General features: G+C 38.0%; 25 protein-coding genes. 24 read left to right on the forward strand and 1 reads right to left on the reverse strand.

Features of this window, described 5'->3' with window-relative positions; all coding sequences use genetic code 11:
* The 4 genes from fabD (at position 1) to rnc (ending at position 3124) form a co-directional block, all read left to right on the forward strand.
* Positions 1-939 (forward strand): ACP S-malonyltransferase, encoded by a 939-nt coding sequence (fabD, locus tag NSQ77_RS19170; protein WP_339227675.1) that lies wholly within the window; start codon positions 1-3, stop codon positions 937-939.
* Complete coding sequence (gene fabG / locus NSQ77_RS19175) at positions 939-1679, forward strand: 3-oxoacyl-[acyl-carrier-protein] reductase (protein ID WP_339227676.1); 741 nt, start codon at positions 939-941, stop codon at positions 1677-1679. Before fabD ends, fabG begins: the two co-directional genes overlap by 1 nt.
* Before the next feature lie 426 nt (positions 1680-2105).
* A complete protein-coding gene (acpP, locus tag NSQ77_RS19180; protein ID WP_149476277.1) occupies positions 2106-2339 on the forward strand; it encodes an acyl carrier protein in 234 nt (77 codons plus the stop codon).
* Positions 2340-2437: 98 nt separating this feature from the next.
* The gene (gene rnc, locus NSQ77_RS19185; RefSeq protein ID WP_339227677.1) at positions 2438-3124 is read left to right on the forward strand and encodes a ribonuclease III; all 687 of its coding nucleotides are present in this window, start codon (positions 2438-2440) and stop codon (positions 3122-3124) included.
* Positions 3125-3168: 44 nt separating this feature from the next.
* Here rnc and NSQ77_RS19190 read toward each other — a convergent pair whose 3' ends face one another.
* Complete coding sequence (locus tag NSQ77_RS19190; protein ID WP_339227678.1) at positions 3169-3390, reverse strand: DUF1128 domain-containing protein; 222 nt, start codon at positions 3388-3390, stop codon at positions 3169-3171.
* A 248-nt stretch (positions 3391-3638) separates the two neighbouring features.
* Between NSQ77_RS19190 and smc the strand changes: the two genes are divergently transcribed.
* The 20 genes from smc (at position 3639) to topA (ending at position 24041) form a co-directional block, all read left to right on the forward strand.
* The gene (gene smc / locus NSQ77_RS19195; protein WP_339227679.1) at positions 3639-7205 is read left to right on the forward strand and encodes a chromosome segregation protein SMC; all 3567 of its coding nucleotides are present in this window, start codon (positions 3639-3641) and stop codon (positions 7203-7205) included.
* A 13-nt stretch (positions 7206-7218) separates the two neighbouring features.
* The gene (gene ftsY, locus NSQ77_RS19200) at positions 7219-8220 is read left to right on the forward strand and encodes a signal recognition particle-docking protein FtsY (protein ID WP_339227680.1); all 1002 of its coding nucleotides are present in this window, start codon (positions 7219-7221) and stop codon (positions 8218-8220) included.
* Positions 8221-8300: 80 nt separating this feature from the next.
* Positions 8301-8618 (forward strand): putative DNA-binding protein, encoded by a 318-nt coding sequence (locus tag NSQ77_RS19205; RefSeq protein ID WP_339227681.1) that lies wholly within the window; start codon positions 8301-8303, stop codon positions 8616-8618.
* Positions 8619-8631: 13 nt separating this feature from the next.
* Entirely contained in the window at positions 8632-9975 is a 1344-nt protein-coding gene (gene ffh, locus NSQ77_RS19210) for a signal recognition particle protein (protein ID WP_339227682.1), read from the forward strand.
* 159 nt (positions 9976-10134) lie between these two features.
* Positions 10135-10413 carry a 30S ribosomal protein S16 gene (rpsP, locus tag NSQ77_RS19215; protein WP_339227683.1) on the forward strand — a complete coding sequence of 93 codons (279 nt, stop codon included), beginning with the start codon at positions 10135-10137 and terminating at the stop codon, positions 10411-10413.
* 9 nt (positions 10414-10422) lie between these two features.
* Positions 10423-10650: a KH domain-containing protein gene (locus NSQ77_RS19220; RefSeq protein WP_149476284.1), complete on the forward strand. Its 228-nt coding sequence runs from the start codon at positions 10423-10425 to the stop codon at positions 10648-10650.
* 169 nt (positions 10651-10819) lie between these two features.
* Positions 10820-11209 (forward strand): YlqD family protein, encoded by a 390-nt coding sequence (locus NSQ77_RS19225; protein ID WP_339227684.1) that lies wholly within the window; start codon positions 10820-10822, stop codon positions 11207-11209.
* Positions 11210-11224: 15 nt separating this feature from the next.
* Positions 11225-11737 (forward strand): ribosome maturation factor RimM, encoded by a 513-nt coding sequence (rimM, locus tag NSQ77_RS19230; RefSeq protein ID WP_339227685.1) that lies wholly within the window; start codon positions 11225-11227, stop codon positions 11735-11737.
* Positions 11737-12480, forward strand: coding sequence for a tRNA (guanosine(37)-N1)-methyltransferase TrmD (gene trmD, locus NSQ77_RS19235; protein WP_339227686.1), 744 nt, complete (start codon positions 11737-11739; stop codon positions 12478-12480). Before rimM ends, trmD begins: the two co-directional genes overlap by 1 nt.
* A 172-nt stretch (positions 12481-12652) precedes the next feature.
* Positions 12653-12997 carry a 50S ribosomal protein L19 gene (gene rplS / locus NSQ77_RS19240; protein ID WP_339227687.1) on the forward strand — a complete coding sequence of 115 codons (345 nt, stop codon included), beginning with the start codon at positions 12653-12655 and terminating at the stop codon, positions 12995-12997.
* Positions 12998-13148: 151 nt separating this feature from the next.
* Complete coding sequence (gene lepB / locus NSQ77_RS19245; RefSeq protein WP_339227688.1) at positions 13149-13718, forward strand: signal peptidase I; 570 nt, start codon at positions 13149-13151, stop codon at positions 13716-13718.
* Between the two features lie 3 nt (positions 13719-13721).
* Positions 13722-14573 carry a ribosome biogenesis GTPase YlqF gene (gene ylqF, locus NSQ77_RS19250; RefSeq protein ID WP_339227689.1) on the forward strand — a complete coding sequence of 284 codons (852 nt, stop codon included), beginning with the start codon at positions 13722-13724 and terminating at the stop codon, positions 14571-14573.
* Positions 14574-14704: 131 nt separating this feature from the next.
* A complete protein-coding gene (locus NSQ77_RS19255) occupies positions 14705-15475 on the forward strand; it encodes a ribonuclease HII (protein WP_339227690.1) in 771 nt (256 codons plus the stop codon).
* Between the two features lie 21 nt (positions 15476-15496).
* Entirely contained in the window at positions 15497-17245 is a 1749-nt protein-coding gene (locus NSQ77_RS19260) for a hypothetical protein (protein WP_339227691.1), read from the forward strand.
* Positions 17242-17529 carry an EscU/YscU/HrcU family type III secretion system export apparatus switch protein gene (locus NSQ77_RS19265; RefSeq protein ID WP_339227692.1) on the forward strand — a complete coding sequence of 96 codons (288 nt, stop codon included), beginning with the start codon at positions 17242-17244 and terminating at the stop codon, positions 17527-17529. The genes NSQ77_RS19260 and NSQ77_RS19265 overlap by 4 nt, the downstream gene beginning before the upstream one ends.
* 116 nt (positions 17530-17645) lie before the next feature.
* Positions 17646-18500: a peptidoglycan-binding protein gene (locus NSQ77_RS19270; protein ID WP_339227693.1), complete on the forward strand. Its 855-nt coding sequence runs from the start codon at positions 17646-17648 to the stop codon at positions 18498-18500.
* Positions 18501-18749: 249 nt separating this feature from the next.
* The gene (gene sucC, locus NSQ77_RS19275) at positions 18750-19910 is read left to right on the forward strand and encodes an ADP-forming succinate--CoA ligase subunit beta (RefSeq protein ID WP_339227694.1); all 1161 of its coding nucleotides are present in this window, start codon (positions 18750-18752) and stop codon (positions 19908-19910) included.
* Between the two features lie 45 nt (positions 19911-19955).
* Positions 19956-20858: a succinate--CoA ligase subunit alpha gene (sucD, locus tag NSQ77_RS19280; RefSeq protein ID WP_339227695.1), complete on the forward strand. Its 903-nt coding sequence runs from the start codon at positions 19956-19958 to the stop codon at positions 20856-20858.
* Positions 20859-21176: 318 nt separating this feature from the next.
* Positions 21177-21839 (forward strand): DNA-processing protein DprA, encoded by a 663-nt coding sequence (dprA, locus tag NSQ77_RS19285; RefSeq protein ID WP_339231098.1) that lies wholly within the window; start codon positions 21177-21179, stop codon positions 21837-21839.
* Between the two features lie 123 nt (positions 21840-21962).
* Entirely contained in the window at positions 21963-24041 is a 2079-nt protein-coding gene (topA, locus tag NSQ77_RS19290; RefSeq protein ID WP_339227696.1) for a type I DNA topoisomerase, read from the forward strand.
* Positions 24042-24149 lie beyond the last annotated feature (108 nt).

The raw sequence follows: 24149 nt of genomic DNA on the forward strand, positions 1-24149 counted from the left end.
ATGAAACGTATAGCATTAATGTTTCCGGGCCAAGGCTCACAGTCTGTTGGCATGGGGAAGGAATTCTATGATAAATTTCCGCAAGTGCAAGAGCTGTACCAAAAAGCAAATGATGTATTAGGTAAGGATATAAAGGAAATTATATTTGAAGGTCCTGCCGAAGTATTAACAGAGACAGAAAACACACAACCAGCACTTCTTCTGACCAGTATTGCAATCCATCAATTGCTTGAGCAGGAAAACGTCGAAACGATAATGACAGTAGGTCATAGCCTTGGAGAATATAGTGCACTAGTTGCTGCTGGAGCATTAACTGTAGAGGATGCACTGCCGCTTGTGGCTGTAAGAGGGAAGCTAATGGAAGAAGCATTTCCAAAGGGGCAGGGTACAATGGCAGCTGTTCTTGGGTTATCCGAAGCTGAAATTACTGAAGTATTGACTGACATTACGGATGAAATCGTGGATATTGCAAATTTGAACTGTCCTGGTCAAGTTGTTATTTCTGGCTCCCAAAAAGGAATAGAGCTTGCTTCAAATTTATTAAAAGAAAAAGGCGCAAAGCGTGTCTTGTCGTTAAATGTGAGCGGACCATTCCATTCTCGATTAATGAAATCCGCAAACCAAGAATTTGCCGGGTATTTAGATAAAACATCGATTGAAGATGCAAATATTCCAGTATTCGCGAATGTATCAGCTGATGCTGTAACAGATCGTTTAGAGATTAAGGACTTGCTTTTGAAGCAATTGTATTCACCAGTTCGATTTGAAGAATCAATTAACCATATGAATGAACAAGGCATTGATGCATTTGTGGAAGTAGGTAATGGAAAAGTACTATCAGGCTTACTAAGAAAAATTGATAAAAAGGTCAAAACGTTTGCCGTTCAGGATCTGAAATCAATGGACGAATTTATTTCATGGTATAGGGAGGATGCATAATGCTAAAAGGAAAAAGTGCATTAGTAACAGGAGCATCTCGAGGAATTGGCAAAGCAATCGCATTAGAGCTTGCGCGCCAAGGTGCAAATGTAGCGATTAATTATGCTGGCAGCGAACAGAAAGCACAAGCAGTAGTAGAGGAAGTAGAACAGCTCGGCGTAAAGGCTTTTAAAATTCAGGCAGATGTTGCAGATGAAGCCAGTGTAAAAGCAATGGTTAAGGAAGTTGTTTCACAATTCGGCAGCTTAGATATTTTAGTCAATAACGCAGGGGTTACAAGAGATAATTTGTTAATGCGTATGAAAGAAGAAGAATTCGATCAAGTTATAAATACGAATTTGAAAGGCGTCTTTATTTGTACAAAAGCTGTTACAAGGCAAATGATGAAACAACGTGCAGGCAGAATTATTAATGTTGCTTCCATTGTTGGAGTAAGCGGAAACCCTGGACAAGCAAACTATGTTGCTGCAAAAGCAGGAGTAATTGGACTTACAAAAACATCTGCTAAAGAGCTGGCAACAAGAAATATCTTAGTAAACGCTGTTGCTCCAGGATTTATCGCAACTGACATGACAGACGAATTAAATGAAGAACAAAAGGCGGCAATCTTAGGCGTGATTCCATTAGAAAAGTTGGGTTCACCAGAAGACGTAGCAAAAGTCGTACGCTTCCTGGCATCCGATGACGCGAACTACATCACCGGCCAAACCATCCACATCGATGGCGGAATGGTGATGTAATACTTGTCGTAAATTACTGGCGAAAAATGTGCAAAATGGATTGTGACATATACCATTACGGAAACATACTAGGCTAGTACTGGCTCACCTGGCTATTACTAACAAAGTTAATCAAAACAGAAACATTGCTAAGACCAGTCCGAGTGAGCATAGTGGCAGTGACTCCAGTGGGAACAGTACGTGTCTGAAGACCCATCGGAAGTGGTTTTCTTCCGAAGAGGCTGAAGCTGTGCCCTAAGGTGCGCACCCTCCCGAAGCGATTCCGGACGGCGAGGAATGCTCCAACTAAGCAATTAGTTCGCATTCTATATATTTTATGAATAAAATGCCTAACTATCCAGAAAAGTATAAGTGGCTATTTTCTTCGGTTTCTGCTAGAATTTCCTAGGCAAATATTTTATACTACTTGAAGGGAGGTGAAGCAAAATGGCAGATGTATTTGATCGTGTTAAAGCTATTATCGTTGACCGTCTTGATGTTGAAGAGTCTAAAGTTACAATGGAAGCCTCTTTTAAAGAAGATTTAGAAGCTGATTCACTAGATGTAGTAGAACTAGTAATGGAATTAGAAGATGAATTCGACATGGAAATTGCTGACGAAGATGCTGAAAATATAAATACAGTTGGTGATGCTGTAAACTACATAAACAGCAAAGCTTAAACAAATTACTAAAGCTTAAAAGCTTGTTCGTAATATGAAAGAAAGTCTCGCTGAAAGCGGGACTTTCTGTATCTAAAAACATGATGGAGGTGAAGACAATGGACGTGGATCAATTACAAAAAGAGCTTAATCTTACATTTAACAATCATAACTTGATAAAACAGGCTTTTACACATTCATCGTATGTGAATGAGCATCGTAATGTCGCTTTTTCAGATAACGAACGTCTTGAATTCCTTGGCGATGCTGTTCTGGAACTAGGTGTTTCCCAGTATTTATATCGAAAAAATAAAAACATGCCTGAAGGAGAAATGACAAAGCTACGTGCTGCAATTGTTTGTGAACCATCTTTAGTGAATTTTGCTCAAGAATTAAACTTTGGTAAGTATCTTTTACTTGGTAAAGGCGAGGAACAAACAGGAGGGAGAAATAGACCCGCTATATTGGCAGATGTGTTTGAGGCCTTTCTTGGTTCACTTTATTTAGATCAAGGATTTGATAAGGCATTAAACTTTTTAGAAGAGCATGTATTTCCTAAAATTAAAAAAGGTGCTTTTTCGCATGCGATGGATTATAAAAGTCAGCTGCAAGAGTTAGTGCAGCAAAACAAAAATCAAACCATTGAATACAAAATTGTTGATGAAAAAGGCCCGTCCCATAATAAGGAATTTATTGCCCAGGTTATTATAAAAGGGGAAAACGCTGGTCAAGGAATTGGAAGAACGAAGAAGGAAGCAGAGCAGCGAGCAGCAAAATATGCGCTGGATTCCATTATTCCGCATTAATTAAGAAAAGGCTGTTATCCTTAGAGGACACAGCCTTTTAAAGTCTATTTCCTGATTAAAGAAAGCTCTTCAATAAATGCCTGTGTTTCGGATGCACTTAACTTTCCTTTTTTGGCAACGATATCATACATAAATTTTAAATCATCATATTTTTCAAGGTCATAATCCTCTGGATCCATAATTGACCGATTGACAACCTGTAATTTATCAGCTAGCTCCTCAAGCAATATTTCCATATTTTCTACTGATTTGACTTCTAAACTCATATTATCCTCCTTTTTGGCAAAACACTTGCAATTGTTGAAGCCTGAAACGGTTCTGCACTTCTTTTGTTCATAAGTTTATGATAAAATAAATAGGTTAAAAAGCCAATCTATTTTTTAGTTAAACAAATAAATAATGGAATACAGCGATGAGAAGCGCATGCTCTCATTTAAAATAATAGTTAAACTATAAAAAGAAATTTAGCAAGGAACGCAAGGAATAGGGTTCTTTTGGAATTAGGAGAATGTATATGTATTTAAAACGATTGGAAAGTGTAGGCTTCAAATCATTTGCAGAACGGATCAATGTAGAATTTGTCCCAGGTGTGACAGCGGTTGTTGGTCCGAATGGAAGCGGAAAAAGCAATATTACCGATGCGATCCGTTGGGTGCTCGGTGAGCAATCAGCTAAATCATTACGTGGCTCCAAAATGGAAGATATCATATTCCAAGGCAGTGAAACAAGAAAAGCATTAAATGTCGCTGAAGTTACACTCGTGCTTGATAATCAAGATAAACGAGTACCGCTCGATTATGAAGAAATTAGTGTTACACGTCGGGTTTATCGTTCTGGTGATAGTGAATTCTATATTAATAAGCAGTCATGCCGATTAAAGGATATTATTGATCTTTTCATGGATTCTGGTCTTGGAAGAGAAGCATTTTCCATAATAAGCCAAGGAAAAGTCGAAGAAATTCTCAGCTCAAAAGCTGAAGAAAGACGAACGATTTTTGAAGAGGCTGCAGGAGTACTGAAATATAAACAACGTAAGAAAAAAGCTGAATATAAATTAGCAGAAACCCAGGAGAATCTTAATCGGGTTGAAGATATTATCCATGAAATTGAACAGCAGATAAACCCTTTAAAACAGCAGGCTGAAACTGCAAAAATGTATCTGGAATTAAAGGATAAGCTTAAAAAAAAGGAAATTTCCTATTTATTAGCTGAAATTGAACAGTTGCATTACGAGTGGAAGAAGCAGTTAAATCAGCTTGAAAAAGAAAAGCTAACCGAAAGTGCCCTTAAATCCATGATTCAAAAAAAAGAAGCTGAGATTGAGAAACAGAATCAAGCAGTACAGAGGCTGGACGAAGAAATAGAAGCAATGCAAGAAAATCTTTTAACTGCTACAGAGCAGCTAGAGAAGTATGAAGGAAAGAAACAGTTGCTTGATGAACGATCAAAGCATTTTGGAGAAAATAAATATAAATTAGAGATGCAAAAAAAAGAAAGCACTTCGAGGATTGGAGAGTTAGAGAAACAGCTAGTTAAAGAAAAGCAGCTGCTTGTACAATTACAGCGTGACCGAAAAAAATATAAAGAACAAGCAAGAGAGCTGGATTCTAAACTAAATACAAGTCAAGAAAGTATTTCGGAACAAATTGAAGATTTGAAATCGGATTACATAGAATTACTTAACAAACAAGCAGCGAAACGGAATGAAAAACAATCCATCGCACAGCAATTACAGCAGATAGATGGAAAAAAAGAAAAACAGGCAAATAAATTTCAAGATTTAATTGAACAAAGGGAGCAATTAAGCAAAGAAAAAAATCGCTTAGAGGCTAGTTATAAAAATCAAAAGTCTAGCTTTTCAGTAATTGAATCTGATGTAAAACAAATAAAATTGAATTTAGAATCCGAGCGAATTCTTTTCCAAGAATCACAAACAAAGCTATATCAAGGTTATCAATATATCGAAAAGTTAAAATCAAAAAAAGAAATGCTGGAAGAAATGAAAGAGGACTTTCAGGGGTTTTTTCATGGAGTAAAAGCAATTTTGAAAGCCCGGGAAGATAAAAAGCTTGAGAACATATACGGTGCAGTAATCGAATTAATTGATGTCCCGAAAAAGTTTATTACAGCAATTGAAACTGCACTTGGTGGACAAGCACAGCATATTGTTGTAACAGATGATCTTGCAGCAAGAAAGGCTATTGCTTGGCTAAAGAAAACAAATAATGGCAGAGCGACCTTTTTACCGCTTGCTTCCATTCAAGAGCGGTTTATTACACAGGATATGCTAGTCAAAATTAATGGTCATCCGGGATTCCATGGAATAGCTTCCAACCTCGTACATACAAATGAGCCTTATCAGAAAGCTGTAAATCATTTAATGGGACATGTCATTGTTGCTCAAGATTTAAAAGAGGCGAATGAAATTGCAGGACTTGTGAACCGGCGTTTCCGCGTAGTTACACTTGAGGGCGATGTCGTAAACCCCGGGGGGTCAATGTCTGGTGGAGCTCAAAAGAAAACGAACCAGTCTCTGTTTACCAGAGAACAGGATTTGCAGGAGATAACGGAAAAAATCGAAGGATTCCAGCAAAAGATATTCCAATTTGAATCAATCGTTCAAGGTAAGAAGCAGTTGATTAAAGAATTGGAAGATGATCTGAGAACGAAAGAGAGCATGATTTCTTCCGAACAAGCCACCTTGCAGAAATTGCATTCGGAGTGGAAGCAAGTAGAAATGAAACTCTCATCTATTAATGACAGCCTATCGATTTATGATCAGGACAAACAACAGTTTGCAGAAGATAGTGAAGAACTGACACAACGGGCAAAAAGTTTAACAGAGGAATTAGCTGCACTTAAAGTACAGCTGGATTCTATACAAAAGAAAATTGATTCTCTAACAAATGAAGAAGCTGCATTTAAAGAGAATAAACAGATGATGCAGGATAATTTACATCAATTGCAAATCCAAATCGCTGAACAAGAAGAACGAGTGAAGTTCCAGCGGGAAAAAACAAGTACGACTGAGGAGCAATTAGAAAAAATAAAAGAACAGCATCATCAGTATGCAAAGGAATTGAACAATCTGCTGGAAATTGAGCAATCGATAGAAACAGAAGAAGAGGTGGACGCAGGTATTGCAGCTTCTAAGCAAGAGAAGGAAATGTTAACAAATAAAATTCAGCAGAAGCGTACTGAAAGAGCTGAACAAACTAAGTTCGTTCAAGACGCAGAGACAGAGCGAAAGGAAGAAAGCAAAAAACTTCAAATACTGCAAGAAGCCATTCAGCAAAAAGAAGTCCATGCAGGCCGCCTTGATGTTGGACTGGAGAGCCGATTAAATCATCTGCAGACGGAATATACAATCACATACGAAAAGGCAAAACAGCTTTATGAGAAGGCGGAAGATGCGGAAGAAGCAAAAACGATTGTCAATGAATTAAAATTACAAATAGATCGTCTTGGAACTGTTAATCTGGGAGCTATTGAAGAATATGAACGTATTTCCGAACGCTATACCTTCTTGTCCGAACAGCGAAACGATCTTGTTGAAGCAAAAGAGACACTGTATACGGTGATTGATGAAATGGATGAAGAAATGAAAAAGCGGTTTGACGAAACATTTAATAAAATCAAGGACGAATTTCATGACGTGTTCAAACAATTATTTGGAGGCGGCTATGCCGAGCTGAAACTTACTAATCCGAAAAACTTGCTGGATACAGGGGTGGATATCATCGCTCAGCCACCAGGGAAAAAATTGCAGCATTTAGGTTTGTTATCTGGTGGTGAACGTGCCTTGACAGCAATTGCTCTCTTGTTTGCTATTTTAAGGATCAGACCGGTTCCATTTTGTATTCTTGACGAGGTTGAAGCTGCTCTTGATGAAGCAAATGTTGCTCGCTTTGCGAAATATGTTAAATTATACAGTGATAACACACAATTTATTGTGATTACGCACCGAAAAGGTACAATGGAAGAAGCAGATGTTTTATATGGTGTAACGATGCAAGAATCAGGTGTATCACGACTTGTTTCAGTTCGATTAGAGGATACGAAAGAATTAATTAATTCTTAGGAGGCAGATAAATATGAGCTTTATCAATAAGTTAAAAAATAAATTTAAGCAAAATGAAAATAAAGAAGAGGTTTCTAAAAAATACCAAGAAGGTATGACAAAGACACGTAATTCTTTCTCATCAAAAATTAATGATTTAATTGCGCGCTATCGAAAAGTTGATGAGGATTTTTTTGAAGAGCTGGAAGAAGTACTCATTACTGCTGATGTGGGTGTTACAACTGTAATGGACTTGGTTGAAGAACTGAAAATGGAAGTGAAACGTCAGAACATTAAAGATACAAATGGAATAAAAGATATTATATCTGAAAAGCTAGTGGAAATTTATTATGGTGATGATCAAGCAGAAATCGAGAAATTGAACATCCAGGAACAAGGTCTTTCTGTTATTCTCGTGGTTGGAGTTAACGGTGTCGGGAAGACAACCTCTATCGGTAAACTAGCACACCAACTTAAGCAGGAAGGAAAAAATGTTATCCTAGCAGCAGGCGATACATTCCGTGCAGGAGCAATTGAACAGCTGGAAGTGTGGGGAGAAAGAGCTGAAGTTGATGTTATTAAACATAATGCAGGCAGTGATCCAGCAGCAGTAATCTTTGATGCTATTAAAGCAGCGAAATCTCGCCAGGCAGATGTGTTGATTTGTGATACTGCAGGCAGGCTTCAAAACAAAGTGAATTTAATGAATGAGCTTTCAAAGGTGAAACGTGTCATTGAAAGAGAAATACCAGGTGCGCCACATGAAGTTCTCCTCGTGTTAGATGCGACAACTGGTCAAAATGCCCTCAGCCAAGCCAAAACATTTTCAGAGGCAACGAATGTATCTGGAATTGTATTAACGAAGCTTGATGGGACAGCCAAAGGTGGTATCGTACTTGCGATAAGAAATGAACTTCATATCCCTGTGAAATTTGTCGGGCTGGGAGAACAGGTGGAGGATTTGCAGGAATTTGATGCCAATGCATTTGTATATGGTTTATTTGCAGACCTAGGAACAGAAGCAGGTGAAGAGTAGAATTTGAAATTCCTTGACAATAAACAAAATTATTCGCTATGATAATGTAAAGGAATTTCACTTAACAAGGGGTGTGACTCATGATTGAAAAAACAACCCGCATCAATTATTTATTTGATTTTTATCAAACGCTTTTAACGCCTAAACAACGTAATTATATGGAAATGTACTACTTGGAAGATTATTCTCTTGGGGAAATCTCCGAGTTGTTTCATGTGTCGCGCCAAGCAGTATATGATAATATCAAACGTACAGAGGCAATGCTTGAATCATATGAAAAAAAATTGCATTTATATGAGAAATTTGAAGAGCGTATAGCACTTATTGAAAAACTGGAGCACATAGTATCAGATCAGTCTATTTTGAAGATGCTTCAGCAACTAAAAGAATTAGATTAGGAGGACACCTTCTATGGCATTTGAAGGATTAGCCGACCGCCTGCAAAGTACAATAAAGAAGATTACTGGTAAGGGCAAGGTTTCTGAGCAAGATGTAAAAGAAATGACCCGTGAAGTACGTCTTGCATTACTGGAGGCAGATGTAAACTTTAAAGTGGTTAAAGAATTGATCGCTCGCATCAAGGAACGGGCAGTTGGTCAGGAAGTAATGGAAAGCCTAACACCTGGTCAACAGGTTATAAAAGTAGTAAAAGAAGAACTGACAGCGTTGATGGGCGGCGAGCAAAGCAAGATTGCTGTAGCCGATCGACCACCAACAGTCATTATGATGGTAGGTTTACAAGGCGCCGGTAAAACAACAACAACTGGAAAGCTAGCGAATCTATTACGGAAGAAACATAATCGTTCCCCGCTATTGGTTGCTTGTGATGTGTACCGCCCCGCAGCAATTAAACAATTAGAGACATTGGGTACACAGCTGGACATGCCTGTTTTCTCCATGGGAACAGAAACAAAACCAGTTGATATTGCAACAAAGGGCATTGAGAAGGCAAAGGAAGAGCACCGTGATTATGTAATTATCGATACTGCAGGTCGTTTGCACGTTGACACAGATTTAATGGAAGAATTACAACAAATTAAATCTGCTGTTAATCCAAATGAAATTTTCCTGGTAGTAGATTCTATGACAGGTCAGGATGCGGTGAATGTTGCAGAAAGCTTCAATGAACAGCTTGACATTACAGGTGTGGTGCTAACGAAATTGGATGGGGATACACGTGGAGGTGCAGCATTATCGATAAAAGCTGTTACCGGCAAGCCAATTAAGTTTGCTGGAATGGGGGAAAAGCTGGACGAGCTGGAAGCATTCCATCCAGATCGGATGGCATCTCGAATTCTAGGCATGGGTGATGTGCTTTCTTTAATCGAAAAGGCACAAACGAATGTTGATGAAAAACAAGCAAAAGAATTGGAAGAAAAAATGCGTACGATGTCCTTCACGTTTGATGATTTTCTCGAACAAATGGGACAGGTTAAAAAAATGGGACCATTGGATGATTTAATGGCAATGATTCCAGGTGCAAATAAAATGAAGGGTCTTAAAAACGCACAATTGGATGAAAAACAGCTAACACAGGTTGAGGCAATCATCCAGTCGATGACGAAAAAAGAAAGACAAGACCCAAGTATTATTAACGGTAGTCGCAGAAAGCGGATTGCCAAAGGATCCGGTACATCCGTATCCCAAGTAAACCGCTTGATCAAGCAATTCAGTGAAATGAAAAAAATGATGAAGCAAATGACAAACATGCAAAAAGGGAAAAAAGGAAAAGGCTTAAAATTCCCGTTTATGTAAGTTTCGGAAGCAGAAGTGCAATAAGATGCCCGAAATGAACGAGCTATTACAATAAAAATATACCTTTTTATTGTTGTAATGTAAAAACACTTTACAGACCTATTTTTTTCTGTTAGAATCTTAAATTGTGAATAACATTTTTATTGGAGGTGCAAAATAATGGCTGTTAAAATTCGTTTAAAGCGTATGGGATCTAAGAGAAACCCATTTTATCGTATCGTTGTAGCTGATTCACGTTTTCCTCGTGACGGACGTTCTATTGAACAAATTGGAACTTATAACCCAGTGGTTAATCCAGTTGAAGTTAAAATAGATGAAGAAAAAGCACTTGATTGGATGACAAAAGGTGCAAAACCAAGTGATACAGTTCGTAATCTTTTCTCAAATGAAGGCATCATGAAAAAATTCCACGACCAAAAAAACCAGGTAGAGAAGTAGTGTGATATCATGAAAGCCCTAATAGAATCGATTGTTACCCCATTGGTTGATCACCCGGAGGACATCGTTGTTAAGAAGACAGAAGAAGATGCAAAGATCGTTTATCATCTTACTGTTCATCAGGAGGATGTCGGAAAGGTTATTGGAAAAAATGGACGTATTGCAAAGGCGATTCGCACGGTTGTCTATGCTGCTAAAACGGATGGTAATAAACGTATTTATTTGGACATTATGTAAAGGGAAAGCGGACCTCCAAAGGGTTCTTCTTTCCCTTTTACACATCTTATAATGATTGCTTTTGACAGACAATAAACTTACAATTTTTTCTTCCTGCATAGAAGCAACTAAGAAACCTGTCAACATACTCGGCGAGTACCAAGTTTTCATACGGGAGCGAGGAAATCCAGTGAATATCATTAAAAAAGTTGTAATTAAGCAAATCGTCACAGAGAAAAGTAAAGAGAAGATTTATCGCAATTTTCACGATCATAAATTGCGACTTGAACAAGAGTGTCAACAGCTCCTTTTTGAAAAAAGAAAATTACAGCATAAAGCTGGCAGCACAAAGCAAGAAATTGAACAACGTTTCCAGCAAGAAATAAATAATCGTAAAGAAAAGATTAAACTGCTTGATTTTAAAATAAGTCAATTAGAAACGCTGGAGCTTGGAAGTGAAATTACTGAAAAAGAAGTTGATGCTCTTGTTGAAGTAAATGTAGGTTCTGACTGGAAAGAGATTATGGAGAAACAAGTAATCGTCATTAAAGATGACGTTGTTATACGAATTGACGAATAATGAGTAGGTGACAAGATGAATGAACGCATGTTTAATGTAGGGAAAATAGTCAACACACATGGTATCCGCGGGGAAGTCAAAGTATTGCGCATTAGTGATTTTGAAGAGCGCTTTGCGCCCGGCGAGAAGCTATGTGTAATCAAGGATAAACAGACCATTGAACTTACAATTGCTGCCCACAGGGTGCATAAAGGGTTTGACCTTCTGCAGTTTGAAGGCTATACAAATATTAATGAGGTGGAAGACTTCAAAGGCTGCAAGTTGAAAATCAATGAAACGCAATTAACCGAGCTTGATCAAGATGAGTATTATTATCACGAAATCATTGGCTGTGAGGTTTTTACTGCTGCTGGAGAAAATATAGGGAAAATCAAAGAAATATTATCTCCTGGAGCAAATGATGTTTGGGTTGTGAAACAGAAAGTCGGAAAAGATATTCTCATCCCATACATTGATGACGTTGTAACAAAAGTTGATGTAGCGAGCAAGAAAATTGTGGTTGAACCAATGGAAGGACTGCTTGATTAATGCATATCGATATTTTGACGCTTTTTCCAGAAATGTTTACTGGTGTTTTTCAATCATCCATCTTAAAAAAAGCTGCTGAAAAAGAAAAATTCAGCTATAATATGGTAAACTTTCGGGACTATACGAAGAATAAGCATTTAAAGGTAGACGATTATCCATATGGCGGTGGTGCAGGAATGGTACTAACTCCTCAGCCTGTATTTGACGCTGTATCCGCTGTGAAAAAAGACAGGCAGACAAAACCACGTATTATCCTTATGTGTCCGCAAGGTGAAACTTTTACGCAAAGAAAAGCAGAAGAGCTGGCAAAAGAAGAGCATCTTATTTTCATATGTGGTCATTATGAAGGATACGACGAGCGTATCCGGGAAAACCTTGTTACCGATGAAATTTCGATTGGAGATTATGTCTTGACTGGCGGAGAGCTCGGATCAATGGTAGTTGTTGATAGTGTTGTCCGATTGCTTCCAGATGTACTGGGAAATCAAGAATCAGCTCCAGAAGATTCATTTTCTACTGGACTATTGGAGCACCCTCATTACACAAGACCTGCAGATTTCCGCGGAATGAAGGTTCCGGACATATTGCTATCAGGAGACCATGCCAAAATAAGAAACTGGCGCAAAGAGGAATCTTTAAAACGCACCTATAATCGCCGTCCTGATCTGCTGCGGAGTTATGAATTGAACGAAGCGGAGCAAAAAATGATAGATGAGATAAGAATAAATGAAGGAAAAGAATAAGTTACTGCAAATGATAGCTAAAAACCCTTCAATTTGTCTAAAAAAGTGTTGAACAATTATTTTCAATATGATATATTTATTATTGTGCTTAGGTACGCTTAGGTACATATAAACGATGTTCCGCTTATTGCTAATTAAATAATGAGCATTGGTTTGGAAGGAGTGAAGGATAATGCAACAACTTATTGCAGACATCACAAAAGATCAACTTCGTACTGATCATCCTGAGTTTCGCGCTGGAGATACTGTAAAAGTACACGCGAAAGTAGTTGAGGGAACTCGTGAACGTATTCAGGTGTTCGAAGGTGTTGTAATCAAACGTCAAAATGGTGGAATTAGTGAAACATTCACAGTAAGAAAAATTTCTTATGGTGTAGGTGTTGAACGTACTTTCCCATTACATTCACCTAGAGTTGATAAAATCGAAGTTACTCGTCGCGGTATTGTACGTCGTGCGAAACTATACTATCTTCGTAATCTACGCGGAAAAGCAGCTCGTATTAAAGAACGTCGCTAATCGACATGGGCTGACCGAAAAACGTTATTGGAAAGGAGCTTGGCAAATGTGCACAAGCTCCTTTTTGCTATTTAACTGGTTAAAGCTTGTATGAATACTTTAAGCTGGCTTACAATAAATTATATACATAGAATCGGTCGGAGGGGAAAATATGGCGAAAAAAAAGAAAAACGAATGGTTAGATTGGATAAAAGCGCTGCTGATGGCGTTTGGTTTGGCGTTTATCGTCCGCGCCTTTCTATTTGCTCCGATTGTAGTAGATGGACCTTCTATGCTGCCGACACTGCATGACCGGGATCAAATGATTGTTAATAAATTCTCTTATTTTTTTCAAGAACCAGAACGATTTGATATTGTTGTTTTTCATGCTTCCGCTCAAAAGGATTTTATTAAACGCGTAATCGGTCTTCCAGGCGAACATGTAGCGGTGGAGGATAATGAGCTTTATATTGATGGCGAACCAGTAGAAGAGCCTTTTTTGGATGAACAAAAGGATCAAATGAAACCATACCAAATGCTGACAAATGATTTTACATTAGAAGAATTGCCAGGAGGATATGAAGTGGTTCCAGAGGGACATGTTTTTGTTTTAGGCGACAACCGTGGCAATTCGACAGACAGCAGAATGCTTGGTGTCATACCGATTGATGAAATTATCGGAAAGACAAGATTAATTTATTGGCCATTTGATCGAATGCAATTAATTGGAAAGGAGGAATAAAACATGACAATACAATGGTTTCCGGGGCATATGGCAAAAGCGAGAAGAGAAGTAGAAGAGAGGCTGAAACTTGTAGATTTCGTGATGGAGTTAGTTGATGCACGAACTCCACTCTCCTCGCAGAATCCAATGCTCCAGCAAGTATTGCAGCAAAAATCAAAAATGATCGTTTTGATGAAAAAGGATTTAGCTGACGCGAGTCAAACAGAAAAATGGATAGCATACTTTCGAGAGAAACAAATTCCAGCAATCGCTGTTGATGTCAATAATAAGACGGATATTAAACATGTCATTCAAATGGCAAAAGGGCTTGGACAAGCAAAATTAGATAAGCTTTTGAAAAAGGGTATTAAGCCAAGAGCTGCAAGAGCGATGATTGTAGGAATACCAAATGTTGGTAAATCAACACTTATTAATCGACTTGCAAATAAAAAAATTGCTAAGACCGGTGATCGTCCAGGGATTACAAAGCAACAGCTGTGGATTAAAGTGAAAAAAGACTTCGAATTACTTGATACACCCGGGATTCTGTGGCCGAAATTTGAAGAGGAGGCTGTTGGTTACAGGCTAGCGGCAATAGGAACAATTAAAGATCAGCTGCTTTCTTTACAGGATATTACGGTATTTGTTATCCAGTATATGCAAAAACATTATCCTGTTCAGCTCGGAGAAAGGTATGAAATTGCCCGGGATATGGAAGATATGCTGGAAATATTTAATATAATCGGAAAGCAGCGAGGTGCACTTCTAAGTGGTGGAAATATTAATTTTGACAAGGTTGCTGAAATTGTATTAAGAGACCTTCGAACTGGAAGATTAGGTAAAATCACACTGGAAACTCCGGAAGAATCATAAGGCATACATCTAAAAAAGATGTGTGTCCTATTTTTTTCAGTAAAATGTTCAGCTCATGAATGCAAGCGAGAAAGGTAATGTAAAACAAACGTAAAAATGTGCCGATATAATAGAGAGAGTAAGGTGATAGGATGGAAAAGCAATCGATTGCTGTTATAAAACAACAAATTAAAAATAACGAACTAACAGATGAAATGGTACAGGAATTGATGGCAGACGAACGAAAAGGGGTCCAGCAATTACTGAAAAGCTATGAAAAGCAAAAAGTGAAAGAAAAGCAGTTAGCAGAAAAGTTTGCCGAAATGTCCCGTTATGAACAATTTGCTTATTCAAAGGGATGCGAACATATTGCAGGGGTTGATGAGGCTGGACGAGGACCTTTAGCGGGACCAGTTGTGGCAGCATCGGTAATCTTACCTAAAGATTTTAAATTGTATGGTTTAAACGATTCCAAACAATTAAATCAAGCGACAAGGGATCATTTTTTTAAAATGATTAAAGATCAAGCAGTTAGTTATGGAATTGGAATTATTGATAATCGGAAAATCGATGAAATGAATATCTTTGAAGCGACTAAGCTTGCAATGCAACAATCGATAGAACAGCTGAACCCAAGTCCGGACCATGTGTTATTAGATGCTGTTCAGTTAAAGGCCTTACCTTATACATCAGAGTCACTGATAAAAGGAGATGCAAAAAGCATTTCGATTGCAGCGGCAAGTATACTTGCCAAAGTGACACGGGATAATTTAATGAAAGAAATGCATGAAGAATATCCTGATTATGATTTTATCTCTAACATGGGGTATGGGACAAAGCATCATTTGGAAAAATTGCGTGAGATTGGCGCTTCACCATATCATAGAAGATCATATGCCCCTGTGAGGAATATCATTCTTTAAAGAATTGAGAGGTGTTCATTGATGAGTATTCATAAGCTTACTGGAGATAGGCTGGCTAGGATTATGCAAGCTGAACAGAGATTAAGACCTGGACAAATTGTGCAAGGGGAAATTTTGAAATTATTTCCTGAAAATAAAGCACAAATACAGCTTGGTGGACAAAAAATGATTGCTAAATTGGAGGCCGCTCTTTCAATCGGTAATACATATCATTTTCAAGTGCAAGCATCAGATGAAATGATTTATTTGAAAGTACTCAGTGAATACATAAAATCACAATCAAAAGCAAGTTTAGCATCCTTAATGAATCAGCTGAATGTGAAACCAAATAAAATGAACCATGCTTTTATACAAGCTTTAGTGCAAGAAAATATTCCCTTTGATAAGTCTCAGCTAAAAGAAGCACTGCAGCTATTGGGGCAATCAAAAGATAAAAAGACCGCTAAGCAAGCTTTGCTAGAAATGATTACCAGAAGGTTACCAATGACAGAATCTATTTTCCATGCTTTATCGGTAAAAAACACGGTAAAATTCTCCAGTCAACTGAACGAGCTATTACATCAATTGAAAACAACGAGTAATCAAACAAATCTTTTGACAAGTTTGGAACAAATGATAGCACGTCCTATTAATGAGGATGCTTCTTTTGCGAAACAAATAAATATACTTAATGAACAAAATAAACAGCAGCTGTTTCATGTTATAAAAGGATTAGGGATGCTGAATCAGCAAGTTGGTTTTGATAAATGGATATCTGAATGGCAGCAGATTGAACAAACGCTAAAAGTAGATCAACAGAACTTAAGATTACCATTTGCTTTAAATCCCAAGGATGTTGTACAGGTTTTAGAGCAAGTTCGCACCAATCAATTTGAATTAATGGACCAGTCACAGCAGTTTTTGCAAGCATGGAAAAGTACCAAAAATAAACCTGTATTAGAACAGCATGAGTTTGCCCAGTTTAAAAAACAATTACGGCAAACTATTATTCCGTTCCTTCCAGCAAAACAGGGGAAGTTTATTCACGAATCGGCAAACAATCCAGTCTCATTAAATAATGTAAAGAATATGTTAGAGACGCTCCTTAATCCAAATATCTATAAAGAAATAGATATACTATTAAAAGAGTTTCATTTTAATAATCTTATGCTGTCAAAAGCACCGAATGAGCAATTTATGCTGCAACTGCAGCAAGTTCTTACACATACAGGGCTGGATTATGAACAACAGCTTGCACAAAAAAACTTCGATCAGCAAAGCTTAAAGGCAATGCTGCTTCAATTTGTACAGCAAAGTAACGGTGCTGTTCAGGAAAAGGCTGGCCAGTTGCTGCATTTTATTAATGGGATGCAGCTCAATGCAATCAATGAAACAGAAAGTATGATTCAAGCATCCCTTCAAATCCCTGCTGAAAAGCTTGGATTAGTCAATGACTTAGAGCTTGAATTCGAAAGCAGGAAAACAGAGGACGGAAACGTAAATCCGGATTACTGCCGCATTTTATTTTATTTAGAATTAAATCAATTGAAGCAGACCATTATTGATATGCATATCCAGAAGCGTTCTGTAACAGTAACGATTTATAATGATATACAGGAATTGAAGGGGCAGACAATGCAATTAATACCTGTACTAAAACAGGGATTAGAAGCTTTAGATTATAAGCTAGCTGCGGTAGACTTTAAATCGCTGAAAGAATTAGGGCAATCTGTTAAGGCAGGAGCAGGAAAAGCATATTCATCCTATCGAGGAGTTGATTATCGAGTATGACCGAGACAAGAAAGAAAGCGGCAGCACTCCGCTATGATCAGGGAAAAGATTTTGCCCCTAAAGTTACAGCAACAGGGAAAGGGCTTGTAGCAGAGGAAATTTTAAAAAAGGCACAAGAAAATAATGTACCGATTTTAGAGGATGCTTCTCTTGTTGAACTGTTGGCGGAATTAAATATTAATGAAACAATACCAGAGGAATTGTTTCAGGCAGTAGCTGAAGTATTTGCATTTGTCTATCGTGCTGATAAACAGTTGCAAAAGGACAATCCAAATGGCCGTTAAAGTTATACAATCCAAAACGAGGAAGCTCCGCGTGCAACAAAATTAAAAATAACAAGTTATAAACATCCAAGAGGATGTCTTTTATTTTGCATAATAATGTTAAAGGAGGGTTTATTATGCCATTTAAAGGATATCGAGTAACTTCCCCATTTGGATACCGCACACACCCTATAACGGGAATAAGAGGTGTTTTTCATACTGGAATCGATCTTGTTAAATACCACAGGGCACCAATTAACGCCTTTACTGCGGGCATTGTTCTATTTGCAGGGAAGGGAAAAGCAGGATCAGGATTTGGCGGATATGGAAATGTAGTGTTTATTCATGATAAAAATGGAAGAGGGCAAGTATATGCCCACCTAGATAGCGTAAACGTAAGAAGAGGTCAACGAATCAATAAAGGTCACATCATTGGCAGACAAGGGAATACAGGGAATACTACTGGTTCTCATCTGCATTACGAAGTACGAAAAACAGCATCAAGCAAACCGCCATATGGATGGATTGCAGACAGAGCAAACAATTGTTTAAATCCGACCACTTATCTGGAATCGTTTCATGCAGCTCCGGCTAAAAATAACTCTAGTCGTGTCCGTACTATTCAGTCTACTTTAAATAAAAGGTATAACACGGCTTTAACTGTCGATGGTATTTATGGGCCACAGACTAAAAAAGCTTTAATTAAAGGTTATCAGACCGAACTAAACAAGCAATTCAATGCCAAGTTAGGCGTTGATGGGATATGGGGACCGAAAACGAAATCTGCTACCGTTACAATTAGTAAAAATGCCAGAGGTAATTTAACCTGGATACTGCAGGCAGCATTATATGCGTTAGGCTATAATCCGAACGGGCTTGATGGAATATTTGGAGGAGGCACAGAAAAGGCGGTAAGAGACTTTCAGCGTAATAACAAAATGAAAACAGACGGGAAAGCTGGAAAAAATACCTTTGCTAAAATGTTTGGATGATAGAAAAAACATCCCCCTAACCTGTCGGCTTATGCGGATTATAATTAATTATGTATTATGAACAAACACGCAAAACAAAGCTGGATAGCTCCGATTTTCTTGTCCCTATCAATCTGTTTCAAACAGATTTGAAACAATTACTAAACCTATAATACGAATTACTATTTAAACAATTTTCACTAATTCTTGTGAAATTTGTTTTTTTTTAATACAATGGAGATGCATTCAAATTGAATAGGAGGATGGAAGATGAACATTCACGAGTATCAGGGGAAAGAAGTCTTACGCAATTTTGGTGTGAAAGTTCCAACTGGCTATGTAGCATATACAGTGGATGAAGCGGTTAAGGCAGCAAAAGAACTGGGCACATCTGTAACCGTTGTCAAGGCGCAGATTCACGCCGGCGGAAGAGGTAAAGCTGGAGGCGTTAAAGTAGCAAAGAACTTAGATGAAGTTCGTACATATGCGGATGAAATTCTTGGAAAAACATTGGTAACCCATCAAACAGGTCCTGAAGGAAAAGAAGTTAAACGTTTACTTATTGAAGAGGGTTGCGACATTAAGAAAGAATATTATATAGGTGTTGTTCTGGATCGCGCAACTTCACGTGTCGTTTTTATGGCATCTGAAGAAGGCGGAACAGAAATTGAAGAAGTAGCTGAAGCAACTCCTGAGAAAATCTTTAAGGAAGTTATTGACCCAGTAGTTGGTCTAACACCTTTCCAAGCTAGAAGACTAGCATTTAACATAAATATACCAAATGAATTAATTGGAAAAGCCGTTAAGTTTATGACAGGTCTTTATCAGGCTTTTGTCGAAAAAGATTGTTCTATTGCAGAGATCAATCCTCTTGTCACAACTGGTGACGGAGAGGTTTTAGCACTAGATGCAAAGTTAAACTTCGATGATAATGCATTATACCGTCAAAAAGACATTGTCGAATTAAGAGATTTAGAGGAAGAGGACGAAAAAGAAATTGAAGCATCCAAATATGACTTGAGCTACATTTCCTTAGATGGAAATATTGGTTGTATGGTAAATGGTGCTGGACTTGCTATGTCAACAATGGACATTATTAAACACTATGGCGGTGATCCGGCTAACTTCCTTGATGTGGGAGGCGGTGCAACTGCTGAAAAGGTAACTGAAGCATTTAAAATTATCCTATCTGATTCGAATGTAAAAGGAATTTTTGTTAACATCTTTGGCGGTATTATGAAATGCGACGTTATTGCAGAAGGTGTTGTAGAAGCTACCAAACAAGTAGGCCTTGAAATTCCACTTGTCGTTCGTCTGGAAGGGACAAACGTGGAAAAAGGGAAGAAAATTCTTGAAGAATCAGGCTTAAATATTACATCAGCAAGTTCAATGGCTGATGGCGCAGAAAAAATTGTATCAATGGTGAACTAATCGAGAAGCAATTCTAAACTTTTAATTTAGGAAGGACGGACGAAAATGAGTGTTTATATAAATAAAGATACGAAAGTAATTGTCCAAGGAATTACTGGTTCAACAGCCACATTCCATACGAAGCAAATGCTTGAGTACGGCACGAAAATCGTTGGGGGAGTAACACCGAAAAAAGCTGGTACGGAAGTTGAAGGTGTACCTGTTTTTAATACAGTAAAAGATGCTGTAGATGCGACTGGTGCAACAGCATCGGTAATTTATGTGCCTGCTCCATTCGCAGCTGATGCGATTATAGAGGCTGCAGATGCTGAGTTAGACTTAGTTATCTGTATTACAGAGCATATTCCAGTTTTAGATATGGTAATAGTAAAACGTTATATGGAAGGCAAGAAAACACGTCTGATTGGACCTAACTGCCCTGGTGTTATCACGGCAGACGAATCAAAAATTGGAATAATGCCAGGTTATATTCATAAAAAAGGACACATTGGTGTTGTCTCGCGTTCTGGAACGTTAACCTATGAAGCGGTACACCAATTAACCCAAGCTGGATACGGGCAAACAACGGCAGTCGGTATCGGTGGAGACCCTGTTAACGGGACAAACTTTATTGATGTACTAAAAGAATTTAATGAAGACCCAGAAACAGAGGCAGTTATAATGATAGGTGAAATTGGCGGTACAGCTGAGGAGGAAGCTGCAGAGTGGGTTAAAGCTAATATGAAAAAACCTGTTGTTGGCTTTATCGGCGGAGCAACTGCACCTCCAGGAAAACGTATGGGACATGCCGGCGCAATTATTTCCGGTGGGAAAGGCACAGCAGAAGAGAAGACTCGCATCATGGAAGCATGCGGCATTACAGTTGCTGAAACACCTGCCGTAATGGGCGAAACCATGATTAAAGTTCTAAAAGAAAATGGACTTGAAGAAAAGTGTAAAACACATTAATACCAAAACCAAAATTTTAGCAAACTTTATAGCCTGAAGAGACAACTTCTTCAGGCTTACCTTACAAATTTAAATGGTGAAAGGATTGATATATATTTGGATACTCTTCGTTTAAGATTGATACATTTACATCGCTGTCGTGGAATTACAAGAAGGTTTATCCGTAAACTTCTTCAGTTTGACCCTTCACTTGAACAAACCTATCATTTTTCTTCCTCAGAAATCACGAACCGATTCACTCTCCCAAGTAAAAATGCCGCATTATTTTATTCCGATCTTCATAATTTGGCTATAAGACAGCAAATATTACGGGACATAATGAATTATAAAATCATCACAATAGTTGACGAAAGTTATCCACCTATGTTAAATACAATTAAAGATGCTCCACTTGTGCTGTATGCTCTTGGTGATATTTCATTATTGTCGTATAACCCGGCAATCAGTGTAATCGGGACAAGAAACCCTTCAAGTGAAGCAGCACAAAAGATAGATCTCGTTGTAAAGCCGCTTGTAAAAAAACAATGGCTAATTGTAAGTGGGATGGCTAAAGGGATTGATAGTTTAGCGCATAAAATTGCTTTAAGCTATAAACAGAAAACAATAGCTGTTTTAGGAGGCGGTTTCATGCATGTTTATCCTAAGCAGAACATGTCCCTATTCAAGCAAATTGTGAAACATGGTCTCGTTTTATCCGAATATGCTCCAGACGTTCGGCCAGTAAAATACCATTTCCCAGAAAGGAATCGTATTATAAGCGGGCTTGGATTTGGAACGTTAGTGATTGAAGCAACTGAAAGAAGTGGTACACTGATAACAGTTGATCAAGCTCTTGATCAAGGAAGAGAGGTATATGCAGTACCGGGATCACTTGCACATCCACAAACAAAGGGTTGTCATCAGATGATTCAGGACGGGGCCAAGCTTGTCCATAACGCTCAGGATATCCTCGAAGATTGGATGCCAATTCAAAATGAATAACAGAATAAATTTTTAAAAATAAAGTAAATAAAATAAAGTATGTTTGACAAATTCATAGGATAAATTTAGTATTAGTAAAGATTTCAAGTGTAAATTGTCAACCTCATTCTAGGAGGAACGATCATGTCAGATTATTTAGTAATCGTTGAGTCGCCTGCAAAGGCGAAAACGATTGAACGTTATTTGGGAAAAAAATATACAGTAAAAGCATCGATGGGACACATAAGGGACTTACCGAAGAGTCAAATGGGTGTTGACGTCGATGAAAATTATAAACCAAAATATATTACGATTCGCGGTAAAGGCGATGTATTGAAAGAATTAAGGAAGTCAGCAAAAAAGGCGAAAAAAATTTATCTCGCAGCCGACCCCGATAGAGAAGGGGAAGCAATTGCTTGGCATTTGGCACATATTTTGAGTGTGGATGAAAATTCGAAATGCCGAGTTGTTTTTAATGAAATTACAAAAGATGCAATAAAAGAATCATTTAAACATCCGCGTGCAATCGATTTAGATTTAGTTGATGCACAACAGGCTAGAAGGATTCTTGATAGGCTCGTAGGTTACAATATTAGTCCGTTGCTCTGGAAAAAAGTAAAAAAAGGACTTAGTGCTGGTCGTGTACAGTCAGTAGCATTAAAAATGATTTTAGATCGAGAAAAGGAAATTGAACATTTCGTTCCTGAGGAATATTGGTCCATTGACGCAGCTTTTCAAAAGGAACAAGAGTTATTTGAAGGCTCTTTTTATGGAATCAATGGGAAAAAGAAAGAATTAAAATCGGAAGACGACGTAAAAGAAGTAAAAGCAAAATTAAAAGGAAATTCGTTCGATATAACAAAAGTAAACAAACGGGAAAGGAAGAAAAACCCTGCACAGCCTTTTATTACCTCTTCTCTACAGCAAGAAGCTGCACGGAAGCTGAATTTCCGTGCGAAAAAAACCATGATGATTGCCCAACAGTTGTATGAAGGAATTGATTTGGGCAAAAAAGCGGGTGGGATTACTGGGCTAATCACCTACATGCGTACAGATTCGACTCGTATCTCTGAAACAGCAAAGCAAGAAGCAAAAGGTTACATTGAAGAAAACTTTGGTAAAGAATACCTTGGCAATGTAAGAGCTGCTAAAAATAAAGAGGGTGCGCAGGATGCACACGAAGCAATTCGGCCAACCTCAACATTAAGGGATCCGAAATCATTAAAGGATGTATTATCACGTGACCAGCTTCGATTATACAAACTGATTTGGGAGCGATTCGTTGCTAGTCAGATGTCGCCAGCAGTAATGGATACAATGACCGTGCATTTAATAAATAATAACGTAGAGTTTCGTGCTACCGGATCAAAGATTAAATTTAAAGGATTTATGAGGGTTTATATTGAGGGAACGGATGATAATAAAAAGGTGGAGGATAAGCTGCTGCCTGATTTAGCTGAAGGCATGGTCGTAGAGTCGAAAGAAATTAAACCAAACCAGCACTTTACTCAGCCTCCACCAAGGTATACAGATGCAAGACTTGTACGGGCAATGGAGGAGCTTGGTATTGGCCGACCTTCAACATATGCACCGACCTTAGATACGATTCAGCGAAGAGGTTATGTTACAATGGATAATAAACGCTTTGTTCCAACTGAATTGGGAACAATCGTATCGGATTTAGTAGAAGAGTTTTTCCCAGAAATTATTGATGCTGATTTTACTGCTAAAATGGAAAATGATCTCGATTCAATAGAGGATGGAAAAGTTGAATGGATGAAGATTATAGATGAATTCTACAATGGTTTCAGCAAGCGACTTGATGTAGCTGAGAAAGAAATGGAAAAAATTGAAATCCGAGATGAGCCAGCTGGCATTGATTGTGAAGAATGTGGACATGAAATGGTCTATAAAATGGGACGTTATGGAAAATTCCTTGCCTGTTCCAACTTCCCGGAATGTCGTAATACAAAACCAATTTTAAAAGAAATTGGTGTCAAATGTCCGAAATGCAAAGAGGGAAATGTCGTCGAAAGAAAATCGAAAAAACGCCGAATATTTTACGGCTGTGACCGATTCCCTGACTGTGATTTCGTCTCATGGGATAAACCTATTTCAAGACCTTGTCCAAAATGTGATTCCTTACTGGTAGAGAAAAAAGGTAAAAAAGAGACACAGGTTCAATGTACAAATTGTGAATATAAAGAAGTAGCACAAAGTTAGCTGTTCATTATTGGACAGCTAATACTTTTGTGTGCAAAAAACAATTAATCGTGTTTGAGAATCTATATCCTTTGAAAGCCTGCATAAAAGCATAATAGTTTCACTTGT

Source organism: Oceanobacillus sp. FSL K6-2867, from assembly GCF_037963145.1.
GTDB lineage: Bacteria > Bacillota > Bacilli > Bacillales > Amphibacillaceae > Oceanobacillus.